Below are 19,065 nucleotides of genomic sequence, written 5' to 3' on the forward strand. Positions count from 1 at the left end.
TAGATGAATTATTCGCTGAATAGCATTCCAGACCGTGTGGCCAAGCCACGTGAGAGCGGCTATACGATGGCCATGGACAAAGGCCTGAGTATAAGGGAAACAGAGGACTTCCTGGAAGTGGCCGGAGATTATGTAGACATTGTAAAGCTAGGCTGGGCCACCTCGTATGTGGTGCCTAACCTGCAGAAGAAGCTGGATGTTTACAAAGCCGCCGGGATACCGGTATACTTTGGAGGTACGCTGTTTGAGGCCTTCATTGTGCGTAACCAGTTCGACGACTACCGCCGCGTACTCGATAAGTATGAGATGACTTTTGCGGAGGTGTCGGATGGTTCGCTGGAAATGGTTCATGAAGACAAGTGCCAGTATATCAGAACGCTCTCTGAGCAGGTAACGGTCCTTTCGGAGGTAGGTTCTAAAGACGACCAGAAGATTATTCCACCCTACATGTGGATTAGGCTGATGCAGGCAGAACTCGATGCCGGTGCTTGGAAAGTAATAGGCGAAGCCCGTGAAGGCGGTAATGTCGGCTTGTTCCGCTCTACCGGTGAGGTACGTAGCGGTCTGGTGGAAGAAATCCTGACGAAGATCCCGTTTGAGAAAATCCTGTGGGAGGCACCACAGAAGTCACAGCAGGTCTGGTTTATCAAGCTGCTGGGCACAAACGTGAACCTGGGCAACATTGCGCCAAGTGAGGTAGTACCGCTGGAAACAATCCGTTTAGGCCTTCGGGGCGATACCTTCAACGACTTCCTGAATTTAGAAAAACCTTGCTGAAAAGATAAAGCGTAAGCTCAAAAGTATATAAATTGCCCGTCGGTGTGGCCGCACGGGCAATTTTGTTTTTAGCCACCATCCGAAGGAATTATCACCATATGCAAAGACGAACCTTAAGAGAATACCTTTTACTGTTTACAAAAGGGGTAGGCATGGGCGCAGCTGATATCGTGCCTGGAGTGTCAGGAGGTACTATTGCCTTTATAACCGGCATCTACGAGGAATTGCTGGGCTCTATCCGCTCTGTAAATGGCGAAGCCATCGGGTTGCTGCTGCGCTTCCGGCTGGGGGACTTTTGGCGCCACATTAACGGGAGCTTCCTGGTAGTGCTGCTGTCTGGTATCGGTTTTTCTATTGTTTCGCTTTCCCGCCTTATACTGTTCCTGCTGGAGAACTACCCGGAGCTGCTCTGGTCGTTCTTCTTCGGCCTTATAGTGGCATCGGCAGTGGTGGTAGGAAAAAAAATTGCCCGCTGGACTATTGGAGTGGTTCTTTTTGGTTTGATAGGGGCGGCAATTGCTTACTATGTTACCGTGGCTACACCTATGCAAACGCCGGAGGCTTACTGGTTTATATTCCTGTCCGGGGCCATCGCTATTTGCGCGATGATTCTGCCTGGTATCTCCGGTTCTTTCCTGCTGGTGCTGCTGGCGAAGTATGAGTTTATACTGAATGCGGTGAAGGAACTGCGGCTAAGCATTGTTGCCGTGTTTGGCCTGGGTTGCCTGGTAGGGATTCTGTCTTTCTCCCATGTGCTGAACTGGGCCCTCAAGAACTACCACAGCGTTACAATTGCCCTGCTGACCGGCTTTATGGTAGGCTCCTTGAATAAGGTATGGCCCTGGAAGCAGACATTGGAAACATACACAGACCGCCATGGCGAAGTGAAGCCGCTGGTGCAGGAAAACGTACTTCCGGGCGCCTATGAGTCGCTGACGGGGCAGGAGTCTTACCTGGCGTATGCCGTTGTGCTGGCTATTTTCGGTTTCCTGCTGGTATACCTTATCGACCATTTTACTGACGACGACACCTCAAAAGTATAATAGCATGCTCAAGTTCGGACTTATCGGCAAAAAGCTTGGCCATTCCTTCTCCAAGAAGTACTTCTCAGAGAAGTTTGAACGGGAGGGAATTCAGGATGCGCAGTATGAACTATACGAGCTGCCAGAGGCACAGGAACTGAAATCGCTGCTTAAGAGCGAGCCGGAGCTGGTGGGGCTGAACGTAACAGTGCCTTTTAAGCAGGACGTGATTCCGCTGCTGGATGAACTGGAAGGAACTGCTGCGAAGATAGGCGCTGTAAACACCATCAGGATAAACGGGGGCAAAACCAAAGGCTTCAACACCGATTATATTGGGTTCAAAAGCACTTTGGAGGAGTTTTACCCGCCATCAGAGCGAAAGCAGGCATTGGTGCTGGGGACAGGCGGTGCCGCTAAAGCAGTATGGGCCGCCCTCGATGCGCTGCAGGTTCCTTATAAGTCTGTGTCACGTAACCCAAACCAGGCAAAGGAGGAGCTAACGTATGGGCAGCTGACGCCAACACTATTCCAGGCCTACAACCTCATCATCAACACGACACCACTGGGTATGTACCCGCACACAGATTCTTTGCCTGACCTGCCTTACAATTCCCTGACGGGGCAGCACTACCTATATGATTTAGTTTATAATCCGGAGCAGACGCTCTTTCTTAAAGAAGGGGCTCTGGCTGGCGCCCAGATATGCAACGGCTTAGATATGCTGTACAGGCAGGCTGATGCAGCCTGGGCTATCTGGAATTCATAGCATAGAATAGTCCAATTTAAATTTCAGTATAAGGCTGGTTTTCTGCAACTTTGTGCTGTGTTGTTCTCGTAGAATGTCCAAAGAAAGATTCTGAAGAGATGACACAATTAAACACCCTGAAGCAGAAGACGCACGAGATAAACACTGAAATATACGCCCTGTACCTGTCGTATCGAGATAGCCGTGTAGGATGGCATGTGCGCATGCTGCTAGCCTTAGCCATAGGCTATGCCATCAGCCCTGTCGATTTAGTACCAGACCTGACAGCTGTCTTTGGATACCTGGACGATGTGGTTATTGTAGCGGCAGGTTTCAGAGCCTCTTATAAGTTGCTCACAAAAGAAGTACGGCAAGAGTCGCTGCTGCAAGCGTATGAAGATATGAACAGCGACACCCCCACATCCGCTTTCGCAATAAAAGTAGTAAGTTATGCTTGGCTACTGTTAATATCACTGCTGGTGGTGTTTTGCTATAAACTGCTGCACATGCACTCACTGTAAGAGCTATCATACTTTATACTTAAGAGAAGCCTCCCCGACGGGAGGCTTTTTTGTTTTCTCTACTATCAGTTTTATAGTTAAGGAAAATATGATAACTCTAAGCTTCTGTTTTGGCTACCATTGCAAAGGTGCAGGCTGGGGTTAAAGCTTTAAGCATAATAAGTGTATGTTTTACAATATGGTTTATGTAAGTATTTATGTGAAAATAAATTGCAAAACGATGTTATAACTGACAGAATTTGCTATATCTTTACTATGATTTGCAAGCGATCTGAAAAATATATGTGCAGGCCATAAAATGCATAAAAAATTATTTTCAGAGGCTTGCAACCATTCCTTCTCCACAGGAATCATGTGAGTGTGTAGGGCATAATAACCAGGCAGTTTTTGAAGCTATTTACCAAACCAAAGTCAGATGAGGATAAACTCATAGAGGGGTGCATCGCGGGCAAACGCGAGATGCAGCGGCTCCTGTATGAGCTGTACTCAAAAAAAATGATGGCGGTTTGCCTGCGGTATGCCCCTACCACATTTGAGGCCGAAGACATCATGCAGGAGGCGTTTGTGAAAGTATTCTCCAATATCGGAAACTTTAAGCGGGATTGCCCGCTAGAATTCTGGATCAGGAAGATTATGGTAAACACAGCCCTGAAGCACCTGCGCGGCAAACAGCTGCTCACGGTGTCGCATGAGGCGGAAGAGGTAAATAACCTTGCCTCCGAAAGCTTCAGCCTTACCGGCTACTCTCTGAATGAACTGCTTAGCATGATTCAGAGCCTGGCTCCCCGCTACCGTATGGTTTTTAACCTCTATGCCATAGAAGGCTACAACCACAAAGAGATAGGGGAACTGTTAGGCATTTCAGAGGGTACCTCTAAGTCACAGTATTCACGTGCGCGGGCCATACTGCAGGGTATGATCTCCCGCCAGGAAAATAACTACAAGGAAAATGTCATCAGCAGCTAACGATAAGCGCGGTAAACTCGAAGAGGAGTTCTCTAATCGCATGTACGATGCTGAGTCGTCTCCGTCTCAGGATTTGTGGGCCCGTATAGACCATGAGCTTACGGTGCAGGAAAACGGCACCTATAAAAAAAATGCGGCCTTCTACCGGCAACTGGCAGCAGCCTGCATCATACTTCTGCTCCTGGCAGGCGGTGTGGGAGCCTGGTACTTCAGCAACCCTGATGGCACTGGTCAACAAATGGCCACGGTGGCCCCTGCAACTAATCCTGGTCTGGCAGCCACAGTGAGTACACCATCAGAAGAAGAGACAGCAGGCGCAGTAGCAGCCACAGCACAAGGCACTGCAGGAAATACAGCCGCAACACCTGCTCCAGAAAAAGCAGCAGCAAATCTCACAGAAACAACACCAGTTGCCCCAGAAGGGATGGCAACTGCTTCCAGTAGCGCAGTACGCAGGAGCGAAGGTACCGCATTAACCAGCATACCATTACCTCCGTCTGCTGCAGGCAACGCCCCTGTTGCAAAAGAAGCTGCAGGTTCTCTGGCGGTAGCAGAAAGTAACATACCTGAAACTGCAGACAGAGAGAACCCAATACGCCTCAGCAGGACACTGAGCCAAACCATCGCTGCGCTTTCGGCCATTGAGCAGAAGGCCGGAAACAAAGCTACCTTATTGCAGCAGTCTGTTGCTGCCACAGGAACTGAAGCCAAAGCCACGGAAGACTTTAAAAAGCTGAATGAGCAGGTAATGGCGCATGCGAAGCGGATGGAGGAGGAGCAGAAAGCAAAGCTACTTGCCTTCAATGAGGAGACAACAGGGAAGAAGGAAGCAAAAAAAGAGAAAAGTGAAAAAAGTAGCCGCTGGTCGCTGGGGATGGCGTACGCCCCGGGCTACTTTGAGCAGAATATAGGGCTCCCGGATCAGGATATGAGCGCTGCCAGCAGACTTGCCATGGACCCCGGCGTGACACGTGTATCATCTATCAGCAACAGTTACATGGAGGAGGCGAGAGACGAGTATGTCGAGAATGCTGACCCCGGCTTCTCCTACGGATTTGAAATAAAGACAGGCGTAAAGCTCGGTAAAAAGCTGAAGCTCTTGACTGGTCTGGGATTTCTTCAGAATACTACACGCTCAAAATCCAGTTTCCTGGTACAGCAGTCCGGGGGATTTGCCAGCGCAAACGGGCTTGTCAGTGGGCCTTCTACTGCCTTCGCTCCTTCTCTCACCTCAGATTTTGCTCAAAACGCTCCATTTGTAGTTAAGATTCCGGAATACAAGGTGAATCACCGCTACCGCTACCTGACGGTGCCTGTGGAGATGCAGTACCAAGGCAACATAGGCAAAGACTGGTTCTGGTACGGTGGAGCAGGTGTTGCGGCCAATGTGCTGGTACAAGCAACTATTCTGACTTCCGCAGAAGGAGTGAAAGACGTGGAATACAACCTTCAGGACGATTCACCTTACCGAAGGCTGCAATGGTCTGGCAGGATGTCCGGTGGTGTAGGCAAGCGGCTGGCCGACAACATGTCGGTCACAATAGGGCCTGAGTTCAGGAGCTATTTCAACACCCTTTTGGCTGAGCCGGAGAATTCGCAGGCGCAACAGGGCAGGCCTTATGCGGTGGGGTTGAACATGGCCGTAAACTATGATCTGAGCGGCGGGAAAAAAAGCAGATAATTTTTTATCCCCATGCAACCGTTCCGGCAAAAGACGGGTCATCAGGATGAAGACACAATAAAAATACCACAGCTGCTAATGCCATGAATGCTATCCGCGATGTTTTAACAGCACTGAACATTGTACTGCAACAGAACATGTACGGCTGGTACATACTTTTAGGGCTTTTAGTCATAACCCTTCTGGGGTAACATCAGAAGCGCTTCCCGAAAACAAACTTAACCTGCTCTATACAAAATAAGCTATGGAAAACTCCGCTCTATACTTAAAAGCTATGAAAAAAAGCTGCCTTTCAGGTTGTGGTGCCCCAGCGGGTGCCACGCCTACTGGCAGTTATTAATGCCTTTACCAGAATAAAAAGATGAAAAGCTTCCTCTGTATCGTAATCTTTTACCTCTGCCTGTCGATGCTGGTTGTGAGCTGTTCAGACGCAGGAAACGAGCCAGAGCCTGCCTGTATGGAAGCAGAGGTAGTAGGTCCGGATAACTGCCAGAACGGGGGGTACATCCTGAAACTAAAGGAAGACTCCTCCTTGTCCGGAAGCAAAAGCAACCATTATGTAGGGCAGCTGCACGGCGGCTATGTAACTGCCAGAAACCTGCCGGAAGAGTATCAGCAGGCAGGGAAAAAGCTAACGCTTACATTAGAGTTGGATGAGGAGCCGACCCAGGTCTGCCCTGCTATTTATGTCATATACCCGGCCGTTCGGGTGGTGCGCGTGTGCGCCCAGACAAACGAGCCTGTTTGAAAGTATACCTTCAGTTTTATTACTTGTGAATTGTTTGTTGATTAAAATTGGTTGATTTAAGCAGGAGGCCTGTCATCTTTTGGCAGGCCTTTCTGTTTCTTACAGGAGGAACTGACTTAGCAGTAGCTGCGCAAGGGGCTGGGAATATACAGAAGAGAAGCACCGGCTATGCACAGGCGCTTCCGATAGCAGCTTTCCTTAATTTAGGGCGGAGACTGTGCAATATCCGGTAACGAAAGAAGTTTACTATAGGACATTATCTTTCTGATAGCGAAAATATAGTGTTATATTTGGGGCTGAAAAAAAACATTCTTTATTGAAGCGTTTTGTGACAGTTTCGTTAATGCACCATTTCTGTGTGGCAGCAGCTTTCAACTGAGGCTGAAAGAGATAAATTTCATGTTCCGCCACATTATCCTGATATCAAGTTAGAAGAAGAATCTGTTTACAACAGTATTAAACTATGCAATTTTCTTTAAGTAATAACGCAGTCCTGCGAAATAAAGTAACGCTGTTTCTTTGCTGCTGCCTGGCACTTGCCTCCTGCGAGGATCCCAATGAACTGGGCGTAGGGCTGGTAGATGATAATATTTCCGGCAAGTACACCGACACATTGACCGTGAATGTGTCCACGGTATACCTGGACTCGCTGGCAACATCTGGGCAGGGCACCTTACTGGTAGGGGAGTTTAATGCACCTTACAGCGGTGAAGTGGATGTTAATGCTGTTTTCCCGGTTAGTCTGGGCGGTGCATGGACTCTGGCTGAAGATGCAGCTTATGATTCTCTTAGGCTGATTCTGCCCTTAGGTGGATATTACTACGGAGATACAACGCAAGCGCAGACCCTGGAGGTTTACAGGCTTAACAGCGATATCAAGACATCAAGACTGGGCCCGTATTTCTTTAACGAGCAGCCTGCTTCTTTCTTCTACGCTGATAATGCCATTTACAATATAAGCACAGTAGCCACAGCCCCAGAACCTTTAGGTGCTGTCACGTATATGCCAAGACCGGTGGCCAAAGATACCCTTGCTGTTCCGCTGTCTGATGAGTTCGGGCAGGAGCTGATTAGCCTTAGAAAAGCTGCTGATAGCAGACTAACAGATGCGACAGGCTTTCTTAACTATTTCAAAGGATTGCAACTGACAAGCAACGGGGGAAGTGCCGTGCTAGGTTTCCCGGTGGGCGGTGTAAAAGTACGCCTGTATTATTCTGAGACAGTGAATGACGTCAAGACTGCCAAGACAAAAGACTTCACCATCACCAATCCGGGACTTCAATTCAACCAGATAAGTACTGATTTGGAAGGTACCGCGCTGACAGGACTGGAGCGGGGAGGCGAGGCGGTGCCGGCGGCACAGACAGGGAACGTAAGTGTAACGCAGGTTGGCGCTGGCCTCGTGATAAAGCTGGAGTTTCCATATCTGAACAACCTGAAGACGCAACTGACGCCAGAACTGATAAACAGGGCAGTGCTGATAGTGGAGCCACAGAATAACACTATACAATATCCTTATCCTGTTCCGCCAGCGCTGATGCTCTATAATACAAACAGAACAAATTTACCGCTGAGCCCGGCTTCGTTTGACCCGCTTGTTGAAGGCAGCCCATCGTTGGGTGCGAATTATGATAAAGAGAAAAACAGGTATGAGTTTAACATCACACCTTATATTATTCAACAGTTAAAAATGCAGAACACCGCCGGTAATGCGTTGCTTATAGCGCCGCCAACTGTTGCTGCTACAGCCCAGAACCCAGCTCCAACCACTCTGAGAGATGTAAGCAGGCTGGTTGTTGGCGGGCCGCAGAATGTTACGTTGAAAATTTACTATACTACAATTAAATAAGAATTACTGGGCTATGACAAACCTTTTTAAGAGCATGCGCCTGCTAACAAGCTTGTTTCTCTTGTTAACTATGTGCGTGTTTACATCGTGTGACAGCGACGAAGTGCTGCTTGGTAACTGGGTACAACAGTCTGATTTTGATGGAACAGCCCGTACCGGTGCTGTTGCCTTCACCATAGACGGGAAAGCATATGTGGGCACTGGCTTTAATGGCATGAACCGCTTGGACGACTTCTGGCAGTATACTCCGGAAAGCGACCAGTGGGTGAAAGTAGCCGATTTTCCTGGTGCGGCCCGCAGTGGGGCAGTGGCTTTTGCTGTAAACGGTAAGGGATACATCGGCACAGGTTATGACGGCACAAGCAACCTGAAAGACTTCTGGGAATATAACCCCGCTACAAATACCTGGACACAAATAGCTGACTTCCCTGGTACTGCCCGCTTCGGTGCTGTTGCCATGTCGCTTGAGAACAAGGGTTACGTGGCTGCTGGCTATGACGGCAGTTACCGCAAAGACTTCTATCAATATGATCCTGCTACAGGTACCTGGACTGAAAGAGCCGAATTGTCTGGCGCAAGGCGTGTAAATGGGTACGCCTTTGCTATCAACGGCAAGGGGTATGTGGGCGGCGGCCTTAACAATGGTATTCTAGAAGCTGATATCATGGAGTACAGCCCCGCTACGAACACCTGGCGCAACCTGCGAAGCCTGAACAAAGCTGAACGTGTTGGCACCGACTTTCCTAGACCGAGAGCCAATGCCACTGTTTTTGTTCTGAATAACAGAGCGTATGTAGTGGGAGGAACTAAGGTTACTGAAGTGTCGCCGGAAAATTTCCAATCGTCCCCAATAAATGCCCCTGCGCAGAATGATGTTTGGGAATTTAATCCGGCTACAGATACCTGGCGCATGCTGAAAAATTTTGCCCTAATTGGCAGGGAAAGCGGAATTAGCTTCTCCATCGGCGACTTTGGGTATGTAGGCTTAGGTCGTAACGGAACTGTTTGGTCGAGCGAAATCTGGAAGTATGATGCTAGCAGGACCGACAACTAAGAACCGCACATGTATTATATAAAACAGCAAAGCCTGCCCTTAAGAGCAGGCTTTGCTGTTTTATTCTTCTTAAAGCCGACCATGCTTTTGAGCTGTAACTATAGCAGGAGGGTAAACTTAGTGCCCTCTTTTTATGTTATAGTTTATCTATCATATCCGTAAAACAACGAATGGATTTTCAATTAACATCAGAGTTCAAACCTACCGGCGACCAGCCGAAAGCGATACAGCAACTTACCGAAGGCATTAACAACGGAGAGCCGTCACAGGTGCTTCTGGGTGCCACCGGTACCGGTAAAACCTTTACCATGGCCAACGTTATCCAGAACGTGGGCAAGCCTACGCTGGTGCTGTGCCATAATAAAACACTGGCAGCGCAGCTATACGGGGAGTTCAAGCAGTTCTTCCCTAACAACGCGGTAGAATACTTTATCTCTTACTACGACTATTACCAGCCGGAGGCATACATTGCCTCGTCGGATGTTTTCATAGAAAAAGACTTAGCAATTAACGAAGAAATAGAGAAGCTGCGGCTGCACACTACCTCCGCGTTGCTCTCGGGCCGCCGCGATATCGTGGTGGTGGCATCGGTGTCCTGTATTTATGGTATCGGTAACCCGGAGGAGTTCGGCAAGAATGTGCTGTACCTGGCTCCCGGCCAACGCTACAGCCGCAACAACCTCCTGTATACGTTTGTGCAGATCCTGTACAGCCGCACCGAGGTAGAGTTCACACGTGGAACATTCCGGGTGAAAGGCGATACCGTGGACATCTTCCCGGCCTATGCCGACTTTGCTTACCGCCTGTATTTCTTCGGAGATGAACTGGAGGCGATCCACCGCATCGATCCGCAATCTGGTAAAAAGCTGTCGGAGGAGAAGGCTGTTTCGCTGTACCCGGCCAACCTCTTCGTGACAGGGAAAGACACGCTGCACCAGGCTATAAACGAGATCCAGTTTGATATGGTGGCGCAGCACGAGTACTTCCTGAAAGAAGACAGACCGGCAGAGGCGAAGCGCATAAAAGAGCGCACCGAGTTTGACCTGGAGATGATCCGTGAATTGGGTTACTGCTCCGGCATAGAGAACTACTCCCGCTACTTCGACCGCCGCGCCCCTGGTGCACGGCCGTTCTGTTTGCTCGACTACTTCCCGGATGATTTTATGATGGTGATTGACGAGAGCCACGTAACAGTGCCGCAGGTGCGCGCCATGTGGGGGGGCGACCGCTCGCGCAAAGTGGCCCTGGTGGAATACGGCTTTCGCTTGCCTGCCGCCATGGATAACCGCCCGCTCACCTTCAACGAGTTTGAAAGTATGATGCATCAGGTGGTGTTTGTGAGTGCTACACCCGGCGACTACGAGATACAGAAATCAGAAGGTGTGGTGGTGGAGCAGATTATCCGCCCAACCGGCCTGCTGGACCCTGTGATAGAGGTGCGGCCGAGCACGAATCAAGTCGATGACTTGCTGGATGAGATTGATGAGCGGGTGAAAGAAGGCGCGCGCGTGCTGGTTACCACGCTTACCAAGCGCATGTCTGAGGAACTTACAAAATACCTGGATCGCCTCAACATAAAGGCAAAGTACCTGCATTCTGAGGTGAAGACGCTGGACCGCGTGGAGATCCTGCGGGAACTGCGCATGGGAATCATTGATGTGCTAGTGGGGGTAAACTTGCTGCGCGAGGGGCTTGATTTACCTGAGGTAAGCCTGGTGGCGATATTGGATGCAGATAAAGAAGGTTTCCTGCGCGACCAACGCTCGCTGATACAGACTATGGGCCGCGCCGCACGTAACGAAAAAGGCAAAGTAATTATGTATGCCGACCGTATGACGGGCTCTATGCAACGGGCGATAGATGAGACAAACCGCCGCCGTGCCACCCAGATGGCCTATAATGAGGAGCACGATATCACGCCGCGTACTATTCTGAAGTCGAAAGATGAGATCTTTGAGCAGACATCCGTGGCTGATGCCAAGAAGAAAGAGGTGAAAATGTATGCCGGGGCCGAGGAAGTATCGCTGGCCGCAGAGCCTGTTATACAGATGATGAAGCGGGACGAACTCGAGAAGCTTATCAAGAAAACGGAGAAGCAGATGGAAGCCGCCGCCAAAGACCTCGACTTCTTGCAGGCTGCCAAGTACAGAGATGAGTTAGCTGAGTTGCGAAACCTGTTGAAAACAAAGCGGGAGTAGCAGTAGACTTTAGTAAGATTGTGAGAAGCGGAACAATAAACCTTTAGGGAGTGTCGTTCCGCTTCTCTTTTTTTTCAGGTTCAATTGCCCACAGGCTTTCTTTAAGCCGATTATCGTTGCTTAAAGAATCTTAACTTTACCGCAAAAACTGACTCCATGCTTTTTCCTGATTCTGATATTTTCACTTTCCGCATTGCTACTCAAGAAGATGCTGTCTTGCTGGCAGAACTGGGCTGGCTCACTTTTGAAGAATCCTTTGCCGCCCATAATAAACCTGAAGACATGGTTGCGTTCAAGCCCACCATGTACAGCCCAGCACTGCAGGCTGCCGAACTAGCAGACCCGGCAACAGAGTTTGTACTTGTGGAGGTGGCAGGAGCGGCCATCGCCTACCTGAAGCTAAACAAGGGACCGGCGCCCAAAGCCATCCAAGCTGAGTACCCGCTTCAGATAGATCGCTTTTACATCACCAACGCCTGGACGGGAAGGGGCTTAGGCGACCAACTCATGCAGTTGAGCATAGAGAAGGCCCAAATGCAGCAGCATGATGTGGTATGGCTGACGGTGTGGGAGCACAACGAGCGGGCCAAGCGGTTCTATTCGAAATATGGCTTCAAGGAAGTAGGCGAACTGGAGTTCATCCTAGGCCAGGACGTGCAGCGTGATTTATACATGCAGCGGGAGGTTTCACCTTTAAGAGTATAGAGCGTAACTACTCTGTTGACTATTTCCCAAAATTTCCTTAAAAAAATTGGGAGAACTCGTGCCACTCTAATTCATCAGTACCGGAAAGAATATGGAAAGGATGGTGAAGATAATTCCCAGCACACTGATGGTAATAATCCAAAATATTGCCTGCCGGCTGAGGGGTGGTCCATGACGCAGCATGCTTATACCTAGAGGCACCAGCGCAACACAAAGCCCAATTATCCCAAGCGCCCGGATTTGTGTACCCTTGAGGGTGCCAAAAGGGACCATTACCATCAGGCCCAGGGCAATGGATCGAAACAAGTTAAGTGTGCGGGAGCGATAAGCTCCAATGGCCAGCACAATCCAGCCAGCCATTATATGTCCGTTCAGGTATCGGAACACATGGAAGGCCCTATAGGAGTCTGATACCGCCTGCCATGCCAGATCCAGGCCTTGCACGTTTACCAACTGAAAGGAAAGATGGTCGATACCAGCGTGGAAGGTGCGGGTAAAAAGTCCGGAAATGGCCAAAGCGCCTCCCCAGATTCCCCAGACGCGATTCCAGTTTCCAATAAGTGTCGCTAATGAAATGATGCCAAAGCACAGTATCACGTTGCCTAATGCAAAGCAGCTGTAAGCGGCGGTGATAAGGGTGGGTGTGCCTCATATGCAGCCAACTGCTGAGGGGCAAAAAAGTGAAACTGTATCCGAAGTAAAGCTCCTGAAAGAATAAGAAGCGGACCTAAAATCAAGCTAACTCCTCCTACCCAACGTCCTGGAAATACTGCTTGTGGCGCAGGCAAAGCTGGCTGCTGAACAGACGGAGATTCAGAAGGAGGATCCGGTATAGCCATACAAAACTACTTCTCTCTAAAATAGTGTTAGTTAAGCTTATGATGACAAATAGAAATACGTATATTTTTAGAGACGGGAGCAGTAATTTATATAAAGTAAAATGACAGCAGCACTCAATTCGGTACAGATCCAGAAGTTTATAGAGGAAGGGTATGTCATGCTAACAGATGCTTTTCCCAAAGAATTAGCTGAGGAAGGGCGCCGCCTGCTGTGGAACGACACGGGCTGCAGCCCTGATGAACCGGCAACCTGGACAAAGCCTGTTATACGCCTTGGGGATTATGCACAGGAGCCTTTCAGAAAAGCGGTGAATACACCTTTGCTTCATGCTGCTTTCGACCAGTTGGTAGGTGAAGGGAAATGGCTGCCCCGCAATAGCCTTGGAACATTCCCGGTTCGTTTCCCATGCCCTGATGAACCAGGTGACACTGGCTGGCATGTGGATGCCAGCTTTCCGGGGGAAGAACCTGATAACTTTCTTGGATGGAGGGTTAATGTGAATTCAAAAGGGAGGACCCTACTTATGTTATTCCTTTTCTCTGATGTAGGAGAGAAGGACGCACCCACAAGAATTCGCGTAGGCTCACACCTTGATGTGGCGAAGTTATTAGAACCAGCAGGAGAAGCGGGTATGTCGTGTATGGAGCTTGCGCAGAAACTGGATGTTACTGCGGCCAGACGAGAAGTGCTGGCAACGGGCAAGGCTGGAACAGTTTACCTTTGCCATCCTTTTCTGGTGCATGCGGCTCAGCCTCATTGTGGCACAGCGCCGCGCTTCATGGCACAACCTCCTCTTTTACCAGCAACAGAGTTTAGCCTTCACCGCCCGAACGTTGGCTATTCGCTGGTGGAAATAGCAATCCGTAGAGGAAAGCAAGTATAACCGTACAACTAAAAACTGAAAAAGGAGTAGCTTAGGTCACGGCAGACAAATTGTACAGGCAGTCGCAATGATATAGTAAAGTCATATTCATACGTTATCTACCCCATATGAAGCAGCACAGATTATTATTGGCATGCATAAGCGTCGCCATCATCCTGTTTTTACCTTTAGTACTGGCAGCACAGGCAAATATCACGGACAAAGCATCTATTGTTGCCAAAGGAGCACAACTGGAGAAACTTGGAGATGGCTATTCCTTCACGGAAGGCCCTGCAGTGGACGCTGAAGGAAATGTATACTTCACTGATCAGCCAAACAACAAGATCCTTCGCTGGTCGGCAAGTAGTGGTGAGATCAGTACCTTCTCTGATAAAGCAGGCCGTTCCAATGGCCTGTACTTCGATGAAAAAGGCAATCTTATAGCCGCTGCAGATGAGAACAACCAGCTGTGGTCTTTCGACAAGTCCGGAAAGCCTACTGTACTTATCTCTGATTACGAAGGTAAGCTACTTAACGGGCCTAACGATATCTGGATAACGCCTGAGGGTGGTATGTTCATTACAGACCCCCTGTACAAGCGGAACTACTGGACACGTGACCCAGAAATGCAGCAGGATGGCCAGCACCTTTACTACATGAGCCCCGACCGTAGCCAGATTCGCAGGGTAGATGAGAACCTTCAGCAGCCAAACGGCATTATTGGAACGCCAGACGGGAAGAAATTATATGTGGCTGACATAGGAGCGGGTAAAACATATGTCTATGACATCGGAAGGGACGGCACACTATCGAACAGGAAGCTTTTTGCCCCAATGGGGTCTGACGGCATGACGATCGACAACAAAGGTAACGTCTACCTTACAGGAAAAGGTGTAACCGTGTTCAATAAAGAAGGGGAGCAGATTGCTCATATTCCCATTGATGAAGACTGGACGGCCAACATCACCTTCGGCGGCAAAGACCGAAAGACACTCTTCATAACAGCTATGGATTCGGTTTACGGGCTGAAGATGAAGGTAAAAGGCGTGAAGTAGTAGCCAACAGGTAATAGCGCTGCTCTATATATTTCTACGGCATCCTGTCAACAGTCACCACTGAAAATGCTGGTGATTGTTGACAGAATGCTACCTTATTGGCCGGGTTAAATGAAAAGATGCTCCCATTCTGCCGGCTACTTTGCGGGTGCATCGGCAACTCCGGCATATGTCTGGCTGATGATTTTGCCGTCTCTGATAACGAAGGTGTCGGTGGCGTAGGAGAGGTTAAGCGTAGGTGCTTTCGCCTGCCAGAGAATATAAGCCACATCCCCATCTACTACAGATTTATTTAACTGGAAGGATGTCTGATCTTTCGGGAATGCTGTGAAGGCATTCTCAAAGTTTCTCCGGATTTCATCCAGTCCCTTAAAAGTTGCATCCGGAGTTATCAAAACGGACTCTTCGGTGTAATCGGCCATCACGGCTTGCATATCGTTCTGGATAAAAGCCTGCCAATGGTGATCCAGCACTTCTTTTGTCTTATCCTCGCTTATGCTGTAAGGTGCCTCCTGGCTACTTGGTGCCTCCTGACCGTTAGGTGTTTCCTGTACCCCTGTGGAGCCTTTGTCTGAGCAACTCCATGTCAGTAAGAGAAGTGCTGCTGCGAAATAGATGTCTTTTTTCATGAAGAATGGATTTGCTTTTCGATAGACAATTAAGTTATCAAATTAACATTAACGGTGCAAAACCATGCGTAAAGGAGATGGTGCGGTACGATTTACATTTGACTTTTTTGGTGAAAGTGCCAACAGAGACAGAAATTGCAACTAACCCCTTAGTTATTCAGCCACTATTTCGTTTTCTTTTAGTAAACAAACTTAAATAGGAAAAAGATGAAGAAAACACTCCTGACTGCGCTGCTAGTGGTAAGTATGACTGCTGCTGTGTCAGCGCAAAGTATAGGCGAGGCAAGTGCAATGTACAATACAAAAGATTACAAAGCCTCTGGAGAGATGTATGACAAGGCCTTGGCCCAAGGTAAAGGCACCTCTACAGATTATTACAATGCAGCATGCTCCTGGGCGCTGGCCGGAGACAAGAAGAAGGCGCTGGCGCATTTACAGCAGGCAGTAGCGAAAGGGTTACAAACCTAAGCCACCTGAAGCAGGATGCTGACCTGAATAGTCTTCAACAGGAGAAACGCTGGACAATCCTGGTGCAGGACCTGGAGAAAAAGGTAGCCGCACTGGAGGCAAACTATAATAAACCGCTGTAGGCACAGCTAGAGCAGATTTACAAGAAAGACCAGGAGGTCCGAATGAAAATTGATCCGATTCAGAAAGAGTTCGGAGCCAATTCTCCTCAGATGAAGGCAGTGTGGGAGGAAATGACAAAGATTGATGAGGAGAACAAAAATAAGGTAGTTGCTATTCTAGAAAAGCATGGCTGGCCGGGAAAAAGTATGGTGGGACCACAGGCCAACTCAGCAGTTTTCCTGGTAATACAGCACTCCGATAAAGAAACAATGGAGAAATACCTGCCCATGCTGCGGGACGCAGTAGCTAAAGGAGAGGCCGCCAAAAGCCAGCAGGCATTAATGGAAGACAGGGTACGGATGAATAACGGGCAACCGCAGCTTTACGGAAGCCAGTTGCGCACAAACGCTGAAACAGGCCAGTATGAGCTGTATACCATAGAAGACGAAGTGAATGTGGACAAGCGGCGGGCTAAGATGGAAATGGAACCGCTAAAAGACTACATGAAAAGATTCGGAATTGAATACAAAGCCCCGCAAGCACAAGCTAACTAAAGATCCGGTCCGGGCAAAGGCTGGAGAGTTAACATTCTCCAGCCTTTGCCCGGACCTCTTTCTGGCTTATGCTACAAAAGCAGCAGTCCTTTCTCACGCAGCTCAAACCAACTGGGCGAGCTCAGGAACTCGGCAAAGGAGAGATGCGCGTCTGCCGGGAAGCTTTCTTCCAATTGCTTCAGCAGCACTGCTTCTGTATTGTCAGGGTTTACCTTTCGCAGTACGTCAAACACCCATTGGCCAATATTGGCAGTCGTCTTCACCTGGAAGTCTTCTCCTTTTTCATAAAAAGTCAGCACACAGCGCTCGATGGTTTGGCCTTTTTTGGCAATCATAGTAAACTCTATCTCCGGCTGGTTCCCCAGCCACAGTACGCGTGCATTACGGCGCTCTGCATCTGGCTTAGGCGCTTGCTGAATGGCTTTATAGATAAGGTCGGGGCGGGTTTTTACACGTGGAACCTTAAAGTCGAACCAGAAGGAAAGCGGCTGTTCTAACCCGATGCCGTGCATGTAGTTGTAAATAGCCTTCGCCAACCCCTGCCCGAACAGCTCATGGTCGGTGCCGGTTGGGTCATCGTGCCAGAGGTCGTTGTTAGCAAAAGGCCCTTCCTCAGGTCCGACTTTCACCACGCCATACTTCTCCGGGTTTTTGCCTACCGGGCTATGCGCCGTCATACTAAAACGGTGCCAGTAACCTGACTGTATGACGTTGTTCACAAAAAGCTGCCGCACTACCTCCAGCGAGTCTATTGTTTCCTGGGCTGTTTGCGTCGGGAAGCCATACATGAGGTAGGCGTGTACCATAATCCCTGCCTGCGTAAAGGCATCTGTTACACGGGCCACCTGCTCTATGCTCACCCCCTTTTCCATCAAATCCAGCAATCTGTCAGAGGCTACTTCCAGGCCGCCTGATACGGCAATGCAGCCGGAGGCAGCTAAGAGACGGCAAAGGTCCGGCGAAAATGTTTTCTCAAACCGAATGTTTCCCCACCAGGATATCTTCACGCCACGCCGGATCAATTCTATAGCCATATCACGGAGAGGGGCAGGAGGAGCTGCCTCGTCTACAAAATGGAAGCCGGTTTGCCCGGTCTGCGCTATGATCTGCTCTATGCGGTCTACCAGCAAAGTGGCCGGTGCTACTTCGTAGCGGTTAATATAGTCTAAGGTAATATCACAGAAAGAGCAGCGCTTCCAGTAGCAGCCGTGGGCAATGGTTAGCTTGTTCCAGCGGCCGTCGCTCCAGAGGCGGTGCATCGGGTTGATAACGTCTATCACCGAGAGATAATCGTTCAGGCTAAGGTCGCTGTAATCAGGCGTGCCGATTTCCGTATGCGGCACATTTGGGTCCGTGCAGCTGTTCATGTACTGCACCTCACCCTCCTGTAGCAGGAATGTGCGCTGCAACTGGTCCTGCGGGCGCTGGCCCTGCAGGTGCTCCAGCAGTTTCAGCCATGGTCCTTCGCCATCATCCAGCGTTACAAAATCGATGTACTGGAACAGGCGGGGCTCCTGCAAACTGCGCAGTTCCGTGTTAGGATAACCGCCGCCCATAGCCGTTTTGATATGCGGATATTTCTGTTTGATGTATTGTGCCATCCGCAGGCCGCCATAGAGGTTGCCGGGAAAAGGAATGGAAAAGCCAACAATGGTTGGTTGCACAGCCTGCAGCGATTCTTCCAGCAAAGTCAGCAGTATCTCGTCTACCAGGTTCGGCTCTTCCTGAAGTGCCTCCTCCAGCGGGTCAAAGTGCGTAGCCGACATCGCCAGGCTATCGGCATAGCGGCTAAAGGCAAAGTAGGGGCACACGGTTTCCTTTATCAGGTCGCCCATGTCCTCCAGGTATAAGGTGGCCAGGTAACGTGCTCTGTCTGTGATACCCATACTGCCAAAAGCCCAGTCAATGTCCTCTACCTGGTCGAAGCGCGATGCCTCCGGTAAAAAACGGCTGAAGGAAATCTGCTGGGCCAGTGTGTTGTCCTTGTTCTGCAGAAAACGGATAACCGGCTCTATCGTCTGCAGGTACTCACGCTTGAGGCGCAGCATCCGCAGGCTGTTATCAGAAAGTTCATAGTCGCCTGCCTCAATAGCTTCGAAAATCTGCTGAAGGCCCTTTCTTGTGAACATTCGTAACACAAGCTCAATGCCCATGTCAGCCTGCGTTACCTGATATCCGCGCCCTGTCAAAAAGCCTTTTAAATAGGCTGTGGCAGGGTAAGGCGTGTTCAGTTGCGTAAGCGGTGGTGTGATGAGCAGGATGGATGGCTTCTCCAAAATAAAATCAGCT

The 19,065-nt window shown here is 49.4% G+C and carries 18 protein-coding genes; 15 read left to right on the forward strand and 3 right to left on the reverse strand.

Features of this window, described 5'->3' with window-relative positions; all coding sequences use genetic code 11:
• Nucleotides 1-3 precede the first annotated feature (3 nt).
• From ACFS7Z_RS12425 to ACFS7Z_RS12475, 11 genes are all read left to right on the forward strand, one after another.
• Nucleotides 4-777: a phosphosulfolactate synthase gene (locus tag ACFS7Z_RS12425; RefSeq protein WP_377484960.1), complete on the forward strand. Its 774-nt coding sequence runs from the start codon at nt 4-6 to the stop codon at nt 775-777.
• A 98-nt stretch (nt 778-875) separates the two neighbouring features.
• A complete protein-coding gene (locus ACFS7Z_RS12430; RefSeq protein ID WP_377484962.1) occupies nt 876-1,820 on the forward strand; it encodes a DUF368 domain-containing protein in 945 nt (314 codons plus the stop codon).
• 4 nt (nt 1,821-1,824) lie between these two features.
• Nucleotides 1,825-2,565 carry a shikimate dehydrogenase family protein gene (locus ACFS7Z_RS12435; protein WP_377484964.1) on the forward strand — a complete coding sequence of 247 codons (741 nt, stop codon included), beginning with the start codon at nt 1,825-1,827 and terminating at the stop codon, nt 2,563-2,565.
• Between the two features lie 98 nt (nt 2,566-2,663).
• Nucleotides 2,664-3,065 carry a YkvA family protein gene (locus ACFS7Z_RS12440; protein ID WP_377484966.1) on the forward strand — a complete coding sequence of 134 codons (402 nt, stop codon included), beginning with the start codon at nt 2,664-2,666 and terminating at the stop codon, nt 3,063-3,065.
• Nucleotides 3,066-3,452: 387 nt separating this feature from the next.
• The gene (locus tag ACFS7Z_RS12445; protein ID WP_377484968.1) at nt 3,453-4,031 is read left to right on the forward strand and encodes an RNA polymerase sigma factor; all 579 of its coding nucleotides are present in this window, start codon (nt 3,453-3,455) and stop codon (nt 4,029-4,031) included.
• Nucleotides 4,015-5,712 carry a PorT family protein gene (locus ACFS7Z_RS12450; RefSeq protein ID WP_377484970.1) on the forward strand — a complete coding sequence of 566 codons (1,698 nt, stop codon included), beginning with the start codon at nt 4,015-4,017 and terminating at the stop codon, nt 5,710-5,712. Before ACFS7Z_RS12445 ends, ACFS7Z_RS12450 begins: the two co-directional genes overlap by 17 nt.
• A gap of 361 nt (nt 5,713-6,073) precedes the next feature.
• Nucleotides 6,074-6,460 (forward strand): hypothetical protein, encoded by a 387-nt coding sequence (locus tag ACFS7Z_RS12455; RefSeq protein WP_377484972.1) that lies wholly within the window; start codon nt 6,074-6,076, stop codon nt 6,458-6,460.
• A 463-nt stretch (nt 6,461-6,923) separates the two neighbouring features.
• Entirely contained in the window at nt 6,924-8,309 is a 1,386-nt protein-coding gene (locus ACFS7Z_RS12460; protein WP_377484974.1) for a DUF4270 family protein, read from the forward strand.
• Between the two features lie 13 nt (nt 8,310-8,322).
• Nucleotides 8,323-9,363 carry a Kelch repeat-containing protein gene (locus tag ACFS7Z_RS12465; protein WP_377484976.1) on the forward strand — a complete coding sequence of 347 codons (1,041 nt, stop codon included), beginning with the start codon at nt 8,323-8,325 and terminating at the stop codon, nt 9,361-9,363.
• 170 nt (nt 9,364-9,533) lie between these two features.
• Nucleotides 9,534-11,561, forward strand: coding sequence for an excinuclease ABC subunit UvrB (gene uvrB / locus ACFS7Z_RS12470; protein WP_377484977.1), 2,028 nt, complete (start codon nt 9,534-9,536; stop codon nt 11,559-11,561).
• Between the two features lie 156 nt (nt 11,562-11,717).
• Nucleotides 11,718-12,266 carry a GNAT family N-acetyltransferase gene (locus ACFS7Z_RS12475; RefSeq protein ID WP_377484979.1) on the forward strand — a complete coding sequence of 183 codons (549 nt, stop codon included), beginning with the start codon at nt 11,718-11,720 and terminating at the stop codon, nt 12,264-12,266.
• Nucleotides 12,267-12,332: 66 nt separating this feature from the next.
• On the opposite strand, the gene ACFS7Z_RS12480 is transcribed toward ACFS7Z_RS12475, so the two are convergent.
• Nucleotides 12,333-12,863 (reverse strand): hypothetical protein, encoded by a 531-nt coding sequence (locus tag ACFS7Z_RS12480; protein ID WP_377484981.1) that lies wholly within the window; start codon nt 12,861-12,863, stop codon nt 12,333-12,335.
• Between the two features lie 343 nt (nt 12,864-13,206).
• Between ACFS7Z_RS12480 and ACFS7Z_RS12485 the strand changes: the two genes are divergently transcribed.
• Nucleotides 13,207-13,989, forward strand: a complete 783-nt coding sequence (locus tag ACFS7Z_RS12485) for a phytanoyl-CoA dioxygenase family protein (RefSeq protein WP_377484983.1) — start codon at nt 13,207-13,209, stop codon at nt 13,987-13,989.
• Nucleotides 13,990-14,096: 107 nt separating this feature from the next.
• Nucleotides 14,097-15,023: an SMP-30/gluconolactonase/LRE family protein gene (locus tag ACFS7Z_RS12490; protein ID WP_377484985.1), complete on the forward strand. Its 927-nt coding sequence runs from the start codon at nt 14,097-14,099 to the stop codon at nt 15,021-15,023.
• Between the two features lie 137 nt (nt 15,024-15,160).
• Here ACFS7Z_RS12490 and ACFS7Z_RS12495 read toward each other — a convergent pair whose 3' ends face one another.
• A complete protein-coding gene (locus ACFS7Z_RS12495; RefSeq protein ID WP_377484987.1) occupies nt 15,161-15,652 on the reverse strand; it encodes a nuclear transport factor 2 family protein in 492 nt (163 codons plus the stop codon).
• Between the two features lie 207 nt (nt 15,653-15,859).
• Here ACFS7Z_RS12495 and ACFS7Z_RS12500 point away from each other — a divergent pair, with 207 nt between their 5' ends.
• Both ACFS7Z_RS12500 and ACFS7Z_RS12505 read left to right on the forward strand, forming a co-directional pair.
• The gene (locus ACFS7Z_RS12500) at nt 15,860-16,120 is read left to right on the forward strand and encodes a TPR end-of-group domain-containing protein (RefSeq protein ID WP_377484989.1); all 261 of its coding nucleotides are present in this window, start codon (nt 15,860-15,862) and stop codon (nt 16,118-16,120) included.
• Between the two features lie 164 nt (nt 16,121-16,284).
• Entirely contained in the window at nt 16,285-16,776 is a 492-nt protein-coding gene (locus ACFS7Z_RS12505) for a DUF6624 domain-containing protein (RefSeq protein ID WP_377484991.1), read from the forward strand.
• A 71-nt stretch (nt 16,777-16,847) separates the two neighbouring features.
• Here ACFS7Z_RS12505 and ACFS7Z_RS12510 read toward each other — a convergent pair whose 3' ends face one another.
• Nucleotides 16,848-19,052 (reverse strand): B12-binding domain-containing radical SAM protein, encoded by a 2,205-nt coding sequence (locus ACFS7Z_RS12510; RefSeq protein WP_377484993.1) that lies wholly within the window; start codon nt 19,050-19,052, stop codon nt 16,848-16,850.
• Nucleotides 19,053-19,065 lie beyond the last annotated feature (13 nt).

The organism is Pontibacter toksunensis (assembly GCF_042686245.1).
Taxonomy (GTDB): Bacteria; Bacteroidota; Bacteroidia; order Cytophagales; family Hymenobacteraceae; genus Pontibacter; species Pontibacter toksunensis.